This is a genomic window from bacterium (assembly GCA_016708315.1).
Classification (GTDB): domain Bacteria; phylum Zixibacteria; class MSB-5A5; order CAIYYT01; family CAIYYT01; genus JADJGC01.
Map to the genome: position 1 here is coordinate 1 of JADJGC010000020.1, position 14,865 is coordinate 14,865.

A 14,865-nucleotide genomic window follows, 5' to 3' on the forward strand; every position below is an offset into this window, starting at 1 on the left:
AGCGGCCAGCCCCGAGCCGTTTCGCCTACGGAACATCTGCATTATGGAATTGATCACGAGTTCGTGTCTTGCACGGCATCGTCAAGGCGGCGGCGATCGCCCAACCGAGGACCGTCCATCCGACGGTCAAGTTGATCAGCATGACCAACTTGGTGTCAGGGTGGCGGATGAGGTGGGCGACGATGCTGGGTAGCAGGAAGACGAGACAAAGTGTGGCAACCGGCCCGCCGACAATGGGCAAAAGACCCAGTGCGATGATGAAGAGAACCCGGTTCATTTGCGATCGGGTTGTGAGGGTTCCTGATTTCTCACCGAAGTCAGCTCCGCAGTGGCGAGACGCAAGACCCGCAACACGTGTTCGTAGTTGCCAGGGCATTTACTTTCTCGGCTGCCAGCGATGTTCAGGATTCCATCGAATTGGCTGAGCGCGGCCCTTAAGCATTTGGCGTCGGCTTCGGCGTCTGGAAAACCGGCGAGCCAGACGTGCTTCTTTCCCTGGTGCCGACATTGTTTCAACGTGTAGCGACTGCCCGGACTCAAGGGAGCGCGAGCGAAGACCGCGGTCAGGTCGGATTCGTCGATGTTTTGGATCGTCCGGGGCTGGTATGCAGAGGCAGGGTGTTCTCTTAGTTGGTAGCGGCTCGGTACAATCCCATCTTCAGCCCGGCGGCCTTTGGGACACCAGCCTCCGATGGGGATCTGATTGGCCAGAGCGAAATCCAGTCCTGCTCGGTCGGCGCCCGTTTGGCCGCCGGCGATAATCTTGCGAATCGCAGTCATCCGTTTTCGCAGTGGAGATTTCTCACGGATGGAACCGCACCGTCTCCAGGAGTTGGGCCGCGCTCAAAGAGAGGCTGTTCGTTTGGACAGATCATGTCCCTCCACTCATCTGGAAGACGAAGCGCCGTGTCCGCGACATGTCCGAGCTTCCGGAGGCGACAGCCACACGAATATAGGTCTCCAGTCGGGGTGACAAACGGGCCGTCGCACACGCATTGCCTGAACGGATGATTTCCCCAGCGCTTGGCCCGGCCGGCTGGCACAATCAAGCCCAGCGTATTGATCCTCCGATAATCCCCGGTTGTTTGGAAGGTTCGAAGGCGCGGAATACTTGGGGATCAATAGGGTCGTGGAATTCGTCCCGTGAAACACTGGCACAAATCACGCCGACTTTGGCGAGCGCGGCCAATTCGAGAGCGACAGCGGTCCGGCTGCCGTTGGTGACCAAGCCGACTGCTGGCATCCCCAATTCGTAGGTCAGGGCTGCCTTCGCTCGTATGGACCTCCACAGAAAATCCATGAAGAGAGGATGCAGCGTCGGTTCACCGCCACCCAAGGTGATGGGAGTTTCTTCTCGCTCGGAGAGTTCGAGCACCCGACGAAATATTGCGGCGTCCATGTCCGGGCCGCGTTCACCGCAACTGAAGCTGCAGTGATTGCAGCTCATGTTGCAGCGTTTGGTGATCTGGATGTAGAGGCTCATACGGACCTGAATGTGCCTGGTTTACGGATCGGAACAGCGGTGCCCGTGGACGAGCCGATTTCGGTAGAGGGTTAATGTCTCAACAGGTGCGCCATTCAACAGCTCGAGGCATCTCTGGCCGGCCACTCTCGTCATAGCCATAGTGAAGCGCATCCACCATGACACTCTTTCCTGCGCGGAACGCTTCCACCAATTGCCTGCGTTCGTCCTGCGTGAGTCCGCTGCCGCACTGAAAGTCAGGCTGACCGTGCGTCCCCAGCACCATCACAAGGCGTGCGGGTTCCGCGCAGGCGAGCCGTTGCAGAACGAAACTTTCCCTGCGAACCGGCTTCACCTTCCAGGCGGCTCCCCGAGCTTTGTTTTGACCCCCGATCTTGCACAATGAAGAGGCATCGGCGTCCCAGAAAACGAATCCCTCACAGCCGATGTGGTTGCTCTCTGCAACTGCCGCTTCGGCTTCGCTCAGGTTTTGGTAAGGCGCGGCAGCCACGCGCATCGGTGAGGGTATAATTTGGTAACGCTCTTCGTAGGGCCGGTGGTGAAGAGATCGCCCTGCGGAGGTGAGCAAGTCGAACGAGAGGAACTTTGCCTTGGGCGGAGTCTCTCCAATCCGGTTGCGATGCCAGGTGTACCAACTCTGGAAGGCCCCGAGGTCTTCAATGCCGGCGCCCGGAATGAAAAGTTCACCGAGGAAAATCGTGCCGGGAGTGGCCTCGTTCAACGCGCTCTTCCATTCCCCCTCTTCAAACCACGTGCTTGCGCCCAGACTCGTCAGATAAATGTTGGACGAGGTGTAGAATTCCACGTCGCCAGGCGATTTCACGACGGCTGCGGCAAAATTGCCGTTGTATTTGCGGCTGGCCACGATGCGCGGGTTGCGCTGGAGATCGATGGGCCGGATTTCGCGGATCGGTTTGCTCGGAAGAAAACGGCGGGCTCGGATCGCTGCTACTATTTCCTCGAAGCTCATGCTCGCTTGCATAATTGGTCGAAGACTTTTTCGGTTCACCTGGACATTGAATTCAGAACAGCGTTGGAGCTTTCGGAATCTCCTTCAGGCGCAGGTTGAGGCGCCATCATCAAGCGGGATATTGAACGCGCTTTGGCCTTCATCCCAATTGAACCGCATCATTTGTCCGGTATCTACCGCGACTCCCATAAACAATCCGTCGCCACCTGTAGCTCGGACCTCGACCGGAACTCCCGCGACTGTCAGTCTTTTCCATTCCTGACCGCAGAGCGGGATCTCGGGACGAAGATGTTCTGGGAGCACGTTGACGGGATCGGCATGCGCAATCCCATTAACGACGCACACAACCGGACAGGCTGACTCCCGGGTTTTGAAGAGCAGGGCGTTGGGCGGCGGATCAATTGGGAACGCGTGCGCAGGTCGTTTGAACGAGTAACAGCTTCTGGGAATCTCGACTCGGAGGCCGGCCCTTTCCGCAATCGGCTTGTGCTCGTGATGAATGAACCAGTGATCGTCTTCGTGCCAGGCGAATCGGCCGAGCCATGTTTTCGGAAGACCCTTGCCTGTGATTTTCAGCCAGCCCAGAACTGCGGCGAGGTATTCCGGGTGAACGGATCCTTCAACAGGACTCAAGCGGGGATCGATGCCCTCTTCATCGGCAACCTCGCACACAATTTCCACCGCGGCGCAGATGTGGTCGGGAATTCCCATCTCGGCCAACCGTTCGCCGACGATCACCGAGCCACTGTAATGGTAACAGTCACAGTATCGGTGCAGGGCCTCGCACACCGCGATGCCAGCCTCTCTCAGTGCGCGTTCGAATTCGGTCTTTCTTTCCCCTGACGGCGCGGGAGGAAGGGTGCTTTCCAGAGTTTTGCGGGTAGCAGTTCGCATGATGTGAAACGAGGGCTGGAATCAGAAGGAGTCGATGGTGGCCGTGGAGCGTTCCTGTCGTCCAGATTCGGGTTCGTCCTGCGGGCTCGTCGCTGAGAACCCGGCATCTCTCACCTGAGCAACCAAGGAAGCGACCAGGCTCTGGTACGCGTGGAAGCGCTCAAGAAGTTTCTCGCTGCTGCGGCCTGACCAGTAGCCGCCGTCGTCGGAAACAGTTTCGACTAGTCCTGAAGAGTATCCGATGTCCAATGCCTTGATCAGGCAACCGTGGGCTTCAAGGAAATTCGCCGGGCCGCCGTACTGTGCGCATCCGGCGTACTGGGTCTTGCAATCCCAACTTCCCGTCCAAAGTTCCGACTCCTCGTTCCGCAGTCGCATGCGCGCGATTTCGCTTCCCGGCCCAGGCAGGAGATCAAACCAAACCTGTTTATCCGTGACGGCCAATTCGGAAATGTTACAGCCGGGCAAATGCCGTTTGAGCTGCGCTTGCCAGTCGCTCATGCGCTGCCCGATTTCCTCCGAACGGCCGCTGGCAGCGAGTTGATAGCAGATGCTCAGACCCATTCGTCCTCAGTTTGTTTTGCGCGAAGCGATCGGTCCGACTCGTACGGCTCGAACCGAGCGGTAGCAAGACTGGTGTCGGCCATCATAGGGATGCTGTGCCAGGATCATTATAGCGGCGCCGTCGCTGCGACTTGGATTTCGAGAGAATGGTAGAAGTGATATTTGGCAATGCGTTGAGCGCCTTCAGCCGTTCGGGCAAGGACGCGCCACGTTTCCCTCCGTGCCGGTCTGAAAACGACGTTGAAACAAGGCGTTCGCAGAACTCGGACAAGGAATTCCTCTTGCGGTGGTTCAATGTGCGGTGCGCGGATCGTTGACATGGTGAATTTGTCAGCTCTTGCCCGTTTACGATCCCGTGCAACCCGAGTGATGCTTCACGCTGTATTTAGTTTAGCGTGCGAGCAGGTGTGAAGTTCCTCTTGTCCGCCGGTATTCGGCGCAAGCGTGTTTCCGTCCTCGGACGATCCCCGCACTTCTCCGCCCTCACGCAGATTGGAGATGTTCGACTGATACCTTGCGCCTTTTCGTCAGGAGGTCGTAGATGATCTCGATCAGGCCTCTTTGCAACTCGAGGGACATGTCGCCAGCGCCGGTTCGGAGATGCATGTACTCCTCGATGAGAGCTTTGGCTATTACAGGAACATCCTGGTCCAACAGATCTTCAAGCACCTGGATGCGTTGGTTGGCTGGATCGGCCAGGGCCCGGCACTCGATCTTATCATCCTGGTGAATCTTTTGCACGACCTCTACTCGCACGTCGACCGGTTGAATTTTGCGCACCAACCGCATGGCGAGCTTCAGTTTCTCACGTCGCGCGAAATCGGTGGTCTTCACTTTGCGCAGACGCTGTTGGAGAGTGGGCAGGCACGCCTGAAGCGATTTGATTTCGGAATACCCGCCGAGAATGCCGCCCACACGGTAAGGAACCATGGCGGGTTTGAATCCGGCGGCGCGGGCGTAATAAGCCGCCGGATCGTTGTCAGCGAGTGAGTGCGTATGGAACGCGGCGTTGATTCCAAACTTCTGGCGAAAGACCTCCTCCATGCGCTTGAGGTCGAACCCATCCGGTCCTCCCCACGATTTGCGGTCGGCACAGATGTGGTGATATACCCCATCATACAGGAATTGAACGTCCTCTTTCTGATCCAAATCGAACGCGTCTTCGTAAATTGCGGGTGCCAGCGCATTGAATCCTGCGACAATGGCGATTTGTTCGAAGACGGAGTGAAGGTCTCCATTGCGGAGTTGTCGGTCCTCCGAGAGCTGGCTGCGTTTGAGGAAAGTGGTCACGTCATACGAATATTTCCACTTGCCGCGGGCGCTGAAGATAAGAAACCCGTGATAGTAGAGGCCTTTCAATTCCGGGTGTCCACCTCCAATGAGGTGCGGATAACGGGGCTGCATCCAGCGGTCTTTGTCAGCCCAAGCTTGCTCCAGTTCCGGGGTGAGGGGGATTTGCAGGCTGGTTCCGGTTGTTTCCGCGAGCGTTTCCGCTGACACGATTTCGTAGGTTCCACCCTCGTCGATGGCGTTCTGCAGCATCTCGCGCAGGATGAACCAAGGTTCGGTCCAGGTGTCGGCGCCGGCCTGTGTGGTGATGTGCGCCTCCCAGACCTGCTCGCTCTCCAAACTCCGAAGCCGGATCATCTGGTGATCCACGTCACGGATCTTCGCGGTGAACGTTTCACTGCGGACGTGGTAATCGGAACTGCGTGCCTGCAGGTGACTGCCTAATCGGTGGAGGTAGGCCAGAGTGAACTTCAGCCCGCTTCCTTTGTGCCCGATTTTCTCGGAGTTCGCCTTGGTCGTCATCCCCAGCGTGACGATTTCACGGAGATCGAGGCGCGTGGGGGTGGTGATACGAAGAAATCGCATGGGGTTGGACTGCGGGTTACGGTTGGTATCTCATTTCAGTGAGTTGTTTGCCGCGCTTCTGGCACGCCACTGATTCGAAGTTCTTTGCCGTAATCGCCAGCCGCTTTTTAGGTCGCATATCAGCACACCTCGCAGTACTCCATGGCCGTTGCCAAAAGGTTGGCGTAATCACCACTCATCGATTTCCGCCGATATCCGCTGATGGTCTCGGCTGAAGCGCCCGCCTTGCGCAGCGCCTCGCAAACGGTGCCCATGACAGCGAAGGCGTTGCCATCGCGACCGACCAGTTTCACTCTTGGGCGTGGTGCGGGTTTCTTTAACTGGGGTAACGGACCGGCGTCGGTGATCGGATTGGTCCCTGTTTTGAGCCACTTGGCCGCGAGGATTTTGAGTTCTTTGACCCACTTCTCATTCACCGCGTAATAACGATGGTCAAGGGCATCCAGTTCGTCTGTGTTGGCGATCTCTCCAGACGAGCAGCCGCAACCTCCATCCTCTTCATCCTCGTCGGAGTCAGCACTGCGAACGATACGGAACTCGGCCAGGATGGCGTAAACGTGGGATCCAATGTCGGATTGATGAAGGCCATATTTGACGGCGAGCGCCAGCATTCCCTTGTGGAGCAAAATGTCCTCATCGTGGTCACGAAGACACCCTCCCTCGCCGCTGGCGTACCCGTTATCATAGTACTGCACGAAGCCGCCATTGCCGATTTGATAGTTGCAGGCACCCAGGAGAATGAACAGTTTCACCACTTCGCCGTAGGTTTCGCCGGCCCACTCGGCCATGTCGCGGTAACACCATTTGCCGTTCTCCGGCTTCTGCCACTCGCGATAGCCCAAGTCCGTCAGCCGCTGCCAGTGGCAATGCTCTTTGCTGCCCTTGAGGGCTTCGCGAATTTTCTCCAGGTTAAAGGCCATTTCGTTCATACGGTTTTGGGTGGGTTGGAGAAGTTGATCCAATCGTCCTCAAGCCACGGCGGCTTTGAGAAACTCCTTGGTACCCGGCAGGAGTTTGTCTTCCGGCATGCTCTCAATAACCGGGATGGGAATACGCAGCCAGGGTCCATGTTTGTGAGGTTCCGCGTTCTTCGGTGTGACGCCGTCCGGCAGGCGCAACAAATAGGCGGTGGTCCGGTAATGCCCGAAATCGGGCGTCCGGAATTCCGAAACCCCGACATGCTGCAGGTCGCCGGCCGATACGGTGAGGCCCATTTCCTCGGCGAGTTCGCGCGCGGCCGACTCGCGCGGGTCCGCGTCGGCATGTTCACGTTTGCCGCCCGGAAACCCCAGCTTGCCGAAGTTGTCGGAGATCTTGAGGCGTCGAGCTATGTATGCGTGGCCCTCGCCAATGACGATGATGGTGACTGCCTCTTTCATGGAACCGCTCGGCGACGCTCTTATTTCGGCGAAGCCGGGTTTCGGCTGCACTTGCTCAAGGCGGCCTGCCGCGGCCTGCCGCGAGGCAACGTTTCGTCACGCAAAAATCCCGCGCGTAGCAAGGCCGGGAGGCGCGGCAGGGATTAAGTTCTCCGTGACGGCCTGCGCTGCTTCTTTAGAAGTCGCAAGGGAATTGGGACAGTGGTGATCTCCTTCAGATTGAGAAAGCATCCGGCCACGCGGATTTCTCCGCGCCGGAACATGGCCCACACCAGGTGCAGTGCGAAGGCAGTCAGCGTGCGGTTGACGAACAACTCCTGGTGTGTGAGCGCTTCGGCGAGGCTGCATGAAGGGGCGTCATTCTCATAGCCTTGAAGCATCTCCGGGTAGAGGTCGGCGACGTTGGGCAAGCGTTTCCGCGACGCGCCGGCCTGCCCAAGAATAACCTGTCCGTAATCCGCGCCATTGCCCAGATCCATCCAGTAATGCAGATGGCCGCACTGGATGCGCTCATGAATTCCGGCGCGGGCCTGTTTGGAATCAACACAGGTGATCAGCAGGTCCGGCCAGGTTTGGTGCGGACGGTAGGCCAGCGGGATCGCGCTCCAATCCAGACCAAACGCGATGTTGAGCCGGTGGATGAGCGCGAGCGCTTTGTTCTGACCGAGATCGGCTTCCGTGAAGAGTTGACGGCCGAGATTGGCTTCCGAGACGGTGTCGGGATCGAACGCGGTCACCTGCAGTCCCGGGTGGCCCAATCCCTGCAAAGCCCTCTGCAACTGGCACAGTCCCATCAGCACGTGGCACCCGTTGCCGCCGCAACCGGCAAGATGCACCCGGACAACTCGCCGGTGCCATTCAGCAGGGATCTTGTGTGCAGGCGAACTCACAGTTCATCACCACTTGGATGTCGAATGTTCCGTCAGCCACTGACTCAGAGTCATTTTCATCGGCACGAGATGCTCGACCGGGAATTCGGCGCCCGGCTTTGCAGCGTGCTCCAGCCACAGCCCGGATTGACCGTTGGGATGTGAAGTGATCTGAAACGCTCCGCCCTGCGGGTGGGTGAATGCGGAGTGGAAAAAAGCGCGTTCCCACTGGGCGATAGCCTCGGGCCGGTTTTCGCGCGGGCCGTTCATGCTGCCCTGGCAGACCAGTCCCTCCGCGCTCACGTTGTAATACGGTGCTCGCATCAACTCAGTCTGAAGGGTGGGGCGCTGGTCGTTTGGCAGGGCCGCGACGTGAAGGCTTTTGCGCGTCACATGGAACAGCAGGTGTGGATGGCGCACGCGTTGGCCGCTGATCGCGTTGAGTTCGCCCTGGTTGGTTTGAAAGAAGATCGGCTCGATGCGGCTGGGACAATGCCAGAGCAGTTCGCCGGGAGTGTGCCGCAACAGGTTCCAAGGCAGCAGCCCGTGATAGGCAAGGTTCGGATTGAAACGAGTCAACAATTGGTACAACGCGGGGGCGCTGGCGGGTTTGCCGGGCAGAAGCACGTAGCGTCCAGGTCCCCTTGCAACGGTGTGGAGTGTCACCATTGCCCGGCTCAACGTGTTTGCGCCGCTGTAGAGCAGGAACGCGTGCGTGGCGGCGAGTTCGCGCGGGGACTCCTTCGGCGTGCCGATCATCACCGGGCGCGGTTCGGCGGCGCCGAGCAGCCCGTCCAGGACATCTTCCACGGCTTGGACGACCGCTAGGTAAACCTCGAATTGTCTCCAGGCCCGTCGGAAGGATTCACAGGACGCCGGATCGAACGGGAACAGGCACTGAACTGTTTCGTAATCCTGGTTGAGGACATTAAAGTGCTCGTCGACCACCTGGTTCATGACCGACCGCTCCCACGGGATGTAAACGATGGGGATGCTGTGGCACTCCAGCGAGTTGTCCGGGAATTGTTCCCGTTGGAAGGACATGAGCCGCTGGACGGCCGCGCAAAAGGGCAGTTGTCTCAGTCCTGTGGGCGGCCTGCGGTACTCGCGTTCACGTCCCAGCACCCAGGTTGGGAATTGCCGCTCGAGGTCGGCACGCCGAATCATTTCAATTTGCGACACGTCTTCGCCCTGGGCCTTGAGTTCCTTGAGGACATATTCCTCGTTCTCATCACCTTGCCAATAGTACATGGCAATCAAGTGCAGCAAGGTGTAGGGCGAACAATACTCGCCAAGCAGCCCGAGTCCGCGATGCAGCGCCCGCCAAACGTAGCGTCCCACTTTGGGGTTTTTCTTCTCCAGTCGCAGGATGGGATCCTGAAGCTCAATGCATTGAACGTCCGTGGTGTGGACCACGATCGCGCACTGGTCCGAGCTCTCGCTGAGCGGCAGCAGCTTGAGATCAGTTGCCAGGGTGAATTCCAGTGGCAGCCGGCGTTGCTGGTAGCGGGACACCCGTTTCGTCAGGCATTGCGCGGCTTCCGCCAGAATGTTCTTCTTGGGCAATGACCGGGTCCAGCCCAGTTCGGTCAGGTGAGAATAGATGAGCGCGGCTTTGTGTTCGTGCTCGCGCACGGCCAGTCGCCCGGGAACTGTCGGATACAGATGGGGCAGCGGTGCCGCTAGTAAACGGTCAGGGGACTGTCGAGGCCTTGGGCCTCGGGTCGGCCTTCCTTCACGTTCTGGATGAACTCGGACAGGGCTTGGACGCATGTTCGCTGGGTCGGCTCCCGTCGGGCCTGCTGTATCAAGGGATGCTCTTGACTGTGACACGCGCGCAAGATGCGGCGCGCGGAAAATCGTTTCCCCTTTTTCACCCTTTGGTGCCGAGTCGGGTGCAGAGAGTGTAAACTTCCTTGTCCCCCTGAAAGGAGGGGCCTTCGATGGAGGCGTTGTTCAGTTCCGGATGGACCGTTCCCAGGACCTTCAAAACTTCCTCTGGATTCAACCGGGCGTTCGGGTCCGGAATTTCCAGTCCGTTCCACTGAAAGACTCGGGTCAACGGCTTGAGCTTGGTCGGGGCGGTCATGGTGTCTGGGAAGTTGTGGGTTCGGGCTGCTTCGGAGTTTGTGCCGGTGCGGCCTCGTCGAGCAGAGAGGCCTCACCGCCGGTTCTTTCGGCTTTCGCGGCGGCCGTGTCGCCGGCTCCGCCCTTGGCCCGGGTCTGGCGGGCCTTCTTGCGGTTCCTTTCGGTTTCTTCCTTGAGCGCCGCAGTGACCTCCGCGATGGAGGCGTGCGCTTCTTCGCGGGCCGCCTGGTAATTGGCCAATTCGTCACCCAGCGTTTCTTCGAGTTTCTCCGGCGTATTCACGATCGTGACGCCGCGCAAGAGGGCCGAGTCCTTCAAATCCCCGCTCGCCTTTGGGTCTCTGACCACCGCAGTCACCCGAAGCAGGGCGTCGTTTTCCCGGGTGATGATCAGGTTGAGAGAACTGTCTCCCTTCAACAATGCTTTCGCGATTTTGGTGAACATAGATTCTTGAAATGCGTCGAGCTTTCTGTTTGGCCGCGTTCTTTGGTTCTTGCTTATCCATCAGCCCGGACGGCTGGCCTCCTTCACCAGTGCGTGCAGGATCCCGCGCACGATGCTTTCACCGGCCAGTTTGATCGTGCGTTTGAAGGTTCCGTTGAGGTAGCCAATATACACCCTCGACGGCTGGAGCAAAACGTGCATTTCCTCGCCCCGCATTGCTGCGCTGATGAGCTGTTGGCAGGTCTCCACACGCTGCGCCGGAGTCAAAGGCCGGATCGAACGTTGGAGAATCTCCTCCAGTTCCTGCAAATTCTCGACCGGAGGCGGTGCGCTGCGCGGCGGGAGGTTTGTGAATTCAATCTGTTCGATGGTGGACAACATTGATCGCATTGCCTTGCCGACGAAGTTTTCTGGGCGAAGCCTTGAGCAGGCGAGGCAGTCCACTATATCGCCATCCGCTCCATGAAACTCACGGCGGCCGCACTCCGGCCCGCGGCTCCGTGACGGACGACGCTATACTGTGGTATGAAGTTCGATGGCGATCCAATCGCACGCAGGCGCGCGCTCGAGGCCGCGCAACGTTATCGCGGCCTGACCTTCACTGATCGCGGAGAAATTCTGCTCGACGTGGGCAACGTCAGGAACGGGCGGGTGACCCTGTCACAACGTGGTCAACGGGTAAACCTGCTGCCCGAGACGATCTTCAGCATCCATCAAGCATGGCAGGATGGCGACGTTCCCCTGGAGGGGGAGGCGCCTTGGGAGGGTTCGACTTTTTCTGCTTACGATTCCGAAGTGGACGAAGTGCGCTGCGTATGCGTCGGCAAGGAGCAGATTCGCATCACAGACAAACGCGGTCATACCGAAGTTTGCGTTTCTGGGGAGCAGCTCAAGGACGTCGTGGATTGCATCGTGGAGCCTTGGTTGGCGAAATCTCCGACGACGCACGGCCGGAGCGCCGAAGTTTCCTCGCCGCGAGCAAGCCAAGACAAGTCGGTTCCGGTGGTGGGCTTATCCTGAGAAAACCACGCCGGCTTGCCCGTTCTTGTCCAGCCACTGTCGCAACCCCTGCGTGCTGGCGATAGTCCGGCCCTGCTCATCCTTCAAGATGAATCCACAGCGCTCGCATTGGTAACGATTGATTTCGCCGCCGTCCGTCGAGGTGTTCTGGTAGTCGGGCTCGGTGATGTCATCGTCACAGTTGACCCGTTCGAACGCGGTGCTCTGGGTTACGTTGATCAGGATTTCTTCGAACGCCGCGCAGCCACATTGGGGGCATTTGAACGTGAATTGAATTTCTTCAGCCATGCGTTTTGTTTGGCGACCTGTTTGTCGTCAGGCCATTCGTTTTGCGACCGTGGTTAAGCCATTTCTGGTTCGAGCTTCGGTGGACCCATCTTATCGAATCGGATCGTCTGAATTGTGGGGTTGGCTGATTGAAGTGTTCGAAGAGACGAAACCTCGACCTCGATGATGAGAGCGGCGAACTGGTCCTGGGCTTGCTTGAGTCTCGCAAACATCGCCGGACTGACACCGCTGGTGATTTTGACCGTTTCCCCGGTCTTGGTATCGTAACCGTGAACCTCGTAGAGCGGAACCTTGCCGCTGTGGCCTTCATGGAGTTCGGCCACGCGGATGTCCACCGTGTGAAACGGTTTCACCTTCCATTTATTGCTTCTTCCTCCCTTGTGGAGGCTCTCCGGGTCAATCAGTACCAACCCCTCGTACGGCAGCCCGCCAACCAATACGCGCTTGTGCGCCTTTCCCCGCTCCCAACCATCACGGAACAATTGGATGGCCTCTTCTCTCGTGACCTCCTGGCAAGGGGTGATGGAGATGCGGGCCTTCTCGCCCCTATGCCAAAGGAAAGGCCTGACTAATTGCAGTCCATCCTCCACACCAGCGAGAGCGCGTAACAAGGCGTAGCGTTCGCGAGCGGTTGACCGAGGCCGTTCAATCTCATCCATTGGGAGGACATCATGCACGACAAGGCGGATCGAGAATGGCATTTCCCGCCCTGAGTAGAGGTTTCCGTTCAGGGCAACTTTGTCGGCTTCAGACCACGGGTCCGGTTCCAGTTCCGCCTCGAAAAGAAAATGCTCGGTCAACCGCTCAAAGTGTCGAAGGATGAAATTCTGCACCACAGGAGCCAATCGGAGCTCGTTGCCATCCTTTGTGCACAACACTGCGCGCCCGACGGCCCGATCATGCGTAATGTAGATGAACGACCCGTCGAATTTGGGCTCGGCCATGACCCTCTCAACTTTCAGTTCAAGGATGTTCTCCGGCCGTCGGATGCTTTCGTTGAGCTCTTGTGCGCCGGGTCTGATGGCGTTGAGATTTTTCATTTTTCCTGCGGTGTGGCTTTTTGGCCGTAGGCATTTATTCAAGACCGCGCCTCCTCAAGTCTAGGGCTTCCTCTACCCTGTCCCCTGCGTAAGTATGACGTGCCGCTCTAACGGAGAACCCGTCTGCGTCAGCAAACGGCACCGTGCGTTGAGTGAGCATTCGATGAAAACATCTCCACACCGGGAAGTGCGACAACAGCAAATAAACCCATGTTGGGTGTGTTCCGCGGCTGGCCGTCCTGTTTTCCTAAACAACTGTGCTGCGGCCCAAACAACAGCTCAAAATCCTTGGCGAAACGATCCGAAACTGCCGCGATCGAGCGGGCATGAGCCAGGAAAGGCTCGCAGAAAAAGCCGACCTGCATCCCGTTTACATCGGCAAGATCGAACGCGGTGAACAATGGATCAGTCTTCATGCGCTTCTGCGCGTTGCCCAAGCCTTGAGGGTGCGCGTGCGCGATTTGGTTGACGAACTTTGAGCGGGCGAACTTCAGCCGGTTCCGAAGAAATGAGGAACACGCTGGCATACCATCGGCCTAAAGTTCCAACAACCGTCGCAGGACTTGCCGCCGCTTGAGAACAGCTCCGTGATAAGCGACTCGCTTCCCGGTCGTTTCAACGATCCGGTGGATTGATTGATCGAAGCACCAGGAGTGGCTTCTCCAAATTCCGTCTTTGGACAGTGCGTATCCCGTACATGCCTTGAGGTCTGGATTTGCTTCCCACAAGCGAAGGACATTTTGATGGCAGCGACAATTCTCCCCGCGAATCAAGAGGATGTCCTTTTGAATCGGCGCCCAGGTGACTCCCGCCCGAAGAACCAAATTCATGTCCTCTTCGAAAGCCGCGCAGACTGCGGTTCCTCCGATCAACTTCAGCCTGTCACCAAGCTCGCGCCACGCGGGATTTGTACGAATATGTTCTCGCAATAGCCGTTCGTTGTGTGCGAGGGCCGCTGAATCCCGGCTCACGCCAGCGGACTTTATCGGCACACTTTCGACTGGATGAACCGCTCCCGTTTGGATTTCAAACTCGGGGACATCGAAACGCGCGGCCAAAGGGGACAAGATCACTTGTCCTCCACCCAGGCGCCGGAGTTCCCGATACACGATCCACGCGCAGCCGTCTTCACGGTCAGCCCAAGCTCCGGTCACGCGGACCGAGAGTGACTTGTGGGAATGTTCCCTCCAGATTCGTCGAGCTGTCTTCCGCAACTCCTCGTCTAGCGGTCCGGCTCGATATGTTCGTTCGGCCCGCAAGACGGCGTTCTGAACTGCCGGGTATTGCGGAATCTCGTCATCCAGTTCCGATCCAAGCACGACGACTTTGTGCGCGTCGAGGAAGGCGAACTCCGTGCAGATTTGCGCGCGCCGGGTCTCGGCGTAACGGTGCCAGTTCGGGTGCCAATCGTGCGCGGTCTGATAGCTGCCGCAGAGGCTGCCAGGGTGAACGAAGACCAGCAGCGGCTTGGGATTGGCTGGGATGGATTTTCTCACTCTCAAATCTCAAACGTGCCGGGAGCTGCTCCCAATTGGAAAGGTGAAACGGTCATTCACAGAATCCGGAATTGCAACCGATCGGTTCCTTGACCGGATCATCCTCCCAGGAGCCGCGCGCGCGGTCTCCCGTCATGCTCCAACGCACCACGTCATCAATCGAGGCCACGTTAATCCATGTGCCGTCCTCCCGCTGAAACGGTTTGGTGCGGAACCGTTCGGGCACGGTGGACGCGGGAAAGAACGACGAGTATCGGCCATAAGTCTTTTCAAACTCCTGCTCCGCCTGCCTGATCTCCTCAATCCGCTCGGGGAATTTCAAAGCGATGGTTCGTATTTCGCTTTTGCGGCTCATGATGCAGGGCCAGCAACCGACGCGCATGGCTCCGATTCCGTAAAGCGGATTGAGCGGAACACCGTACCGCTTGTGAATCGCCAGTACATCGGCGAGCGTC

The 14,865-nt window shown here is 58.2% G+C and carries 20 protein-coding genes; 2 read left to right on the forward strand and 18 right to left on the reverse strand.

All coding sequences use genetic code 11. The features are described from left to right. Window positions 1-25: 25 nt before the first annotated feature. The 14 genes from IPH59_11995 to IPH59_12060 form a co-directional block, all read right to left on the reverse strand. Entirely contained in the window at window positions 26-277 is a 252-nt protein-coding gene (locus IPH59_11995) for a superinfection immunity protein (GenBank protein ID MBK7092420.1), read from the reverse strand. Beyond that, the gene (locus IPH59_12000) at window positions 274-780 is read right to left on the reverse strand and encodes a putative molybdenum carrier protein (GenBank protein MBK7092421.1); all 507 of its coding nucleotides are present in this window, start codon (window positions 778-780) and stop codon (window positions 274-276) included. Before IPH59_12000 ends, IPH59_11995 begins: the two co-directional genes overlap by 4 nt. A gap of 265 nt (window positions 781-1,045) precedes the next feature. Continuing rightward, a complete protein-coding gene (locus IPH59_12005) occupies window positions 1,046-1,483 on the reverse strand; it encodes a radical SAM protein (GenBank protein MBK7092422.1) in 438 nt (145 codons plus the stop codon). 79 nt (window positions 1,484-1,562) lie between these two features. Continuing rightward, on the reverse strand, window positions 1,563-2,453 hold the full coding sequence (locus tag IPH59_12010; GenBank protein ID MBK7092423.1) for a hypothetical protein: 891 nt from the start codon (window positions 2,451-2,453) through the stop codon (window positions 1,563-1,565). 84 nt (window positions 2,454-2,537) lie between these two features. Beyond that, entirely contained in the window at window positions 2,538-3,347 is an 810-nt protein-coding gene (locus IPH59_12015) for a hypothetical protein (protein ID MBK7092424.1), read from the reverse strand. A gap of 21 nt (window positions 3,348-3,368) precedes the next feature. Next, window positions 3,369-3,911: a hypothetical protein gene (locus IPH59_12020; protein ID MBK7092425.1), complete on the reverse strand. Its 543-nt coding sequence runs from the start codon at window positions 3,909-3,911 to the stop codon at window positions 3,369-3,371. Between the two features lie 483 nt (window positions 3,912-4,394). Next, a complete protein-coding gene (locus IPH59_12025; GenBank protein MBK7092426.1) occupies window positions 4,395-5,786 on the reverse strand; it encodes a hypothetical protein in 1,392 nt (463 codons plus the stop codon). A 119-nt stretch (window positions 5,787-5,905) separates the two neighbouring features. Next, window positions 5,906-6,748: a hypothetical protein gene (locus IPH59_12030; GenBank protein MBK7092427.1), complete on the reverse strand. Its 843-nt coding sequence runs from the start codon at window positions 6,746-6,748 to the stop codon at window positions 5,906-5,908. A gap of 6 nt (window positions 6,749-6,754) precedes the next feature. Continuing rightward, complete coding sequence (locus IPH59_12035; protein ID MBK7092428.1) at window positions 6,755-7,165, reverse strand: NUDIX domain-containing protein; 411 nt, start codon at window positions 7,163-7,165, stop codon at window positions 6,755-6,757. Window positions 7,166-7,308: 143 nt separating this feature from the next. After that, window positions 7,309-8,001, reverse strand: coding sequence for a PRTRC system ThiF family protein (locus tag IPH59_12040; protein ID MBK7092429.1), 693 nt, complete (start codon window positions 7,999-8,001; stop codon window positions 7,309-7,311). Window positions 8,002-8,061: 60 nt separating this feature from the next. After that, entirely contained in the window at window positions 8,062-9,669 is a 1,608-nt protein-coding gene (locus tag IPH59_12045) for a PRTRC system protein B (protein MBK7092430.1), read from the reverse strand. Between the two features lie 238 nt (window positions 9,670-9,907). Continuing rightward, on the reverse strand, window positions 9,908-10,123 hold the full coding sequence (locus tag IPH59_12050; protein ID MBK7092431.1) for a PRTRC system protein C: 216 nt from the start codon (window positions 10,121-10,123) through the stop codon (window positions 9,908-9,910). After that, window positions 10,120-10,566, reverse strand: coding sequence for a PRTRC system protein E (locus IPH59_12055; GenBank protein ID MBK7092432.1), 447 nt, complete (start codon window positions 10,564-10,566; stop codon window positions 10,120-10,122). Before IPH59_12055 ends, IPH59_12050 begins: the two co-directional genes overlap by 4 nt. 60 nt (window positions 10,567-10,626) lie before the next feature. Next, window positions 10,627-10,947: a hypothetical protein gene (locus IPH59_12060; GenBank protein MBK7092433.1), complete on the reverse strand. Its 321-nt coding sequence runs from the start codon at window positions 10,945-10,947 to the stop codon at window positions 10,627-10,629. Window positions 10,948-11,091: 144 nt separating this feature from the next. On the opposite strand from IPH59_12060, the gene IPH59_12065 reads away from it, so the two are divergent. Next, entirely contained in the window at window positions 11,092-11,586 is a 495-nt protein-coding gene (locus tag IPH59_12065; GenBank protein ID MBK7092434.1) for a hypothetical protein, read from the forward strand. On the opposite strand, the gene IPH59_12070 is transcribed toward IPH59_12065, so the two are convergent. Both IPH59_12070 and IPH59_12075 read right to left on the reverse strand, forming a co-directional pair. After that, window positions 11,578-11,874, reverse strand: coding sequence for a hypothetical protein (locus IPH59_12070; GenBank protein MBK7092435.1), 297 nt, complete (start codon window positions 11,872-11,874; stop codon window positions 11,578-11,580). The genes IPH59_12065 and IPH59_12070 overlap by 9 nt on opposite strands. Window positions 11,875-11,927: 53 nt before the next feature. Further along, the gene (locus tag IPH59_12075) at window positions 11,928-12,914 is read right to left on the reverse strand and encodes a hypothetical protein (protein MBK7092436.1); all 987 of its coding nucleotides are present in this window, start codon (window positions 12,912-12,914) and stop codon (window positions 11,928-11,930) included. Between the two features lie 326 nt (window positions 12,915-13,240). On the opposite strand from IPH59_12075, the gene IPH59_12080 reads away from it, so the two are divergent. Then, entirely contained in the window at window positions 13,241-13,393 is a 153-nt protein-coding gene (locus IPH59_12080) for a helix-turn-helix transcriptional regulator (protein MBK7092437.1), read from the forward strand. Between the two features lie 57 nt (window positions 13,394-13,450). Here IPH59_12080 and IPH59_12085 read toward each other — a convergent pair whose 3' ends face one another. Both IPH59_12085 and IPH59_12090 read right to left on the reverse strand, forming a co-directional pair. After that, window positions 13,451-14,410, reverse strand: coding sequence for a hypothetical protein (locus tag IPH59_12085; GenBank protein ID MBK7092438.1), 960 nt, complete (start codon window positions 14,408-14,410; stop codon window positions 13,451-13,453). A 52-nt stretch (window positions 14,411-14,462) separates the two neighbouring features. Beyond that, window positions 14,463-14,865, reverse strand: a 403-nt coding sequence (locus tag IPH59_12090) for a hypothetical protein (protein ID MBK7092439.1), incomplete at its 5' end; no start/stop codon positions are given.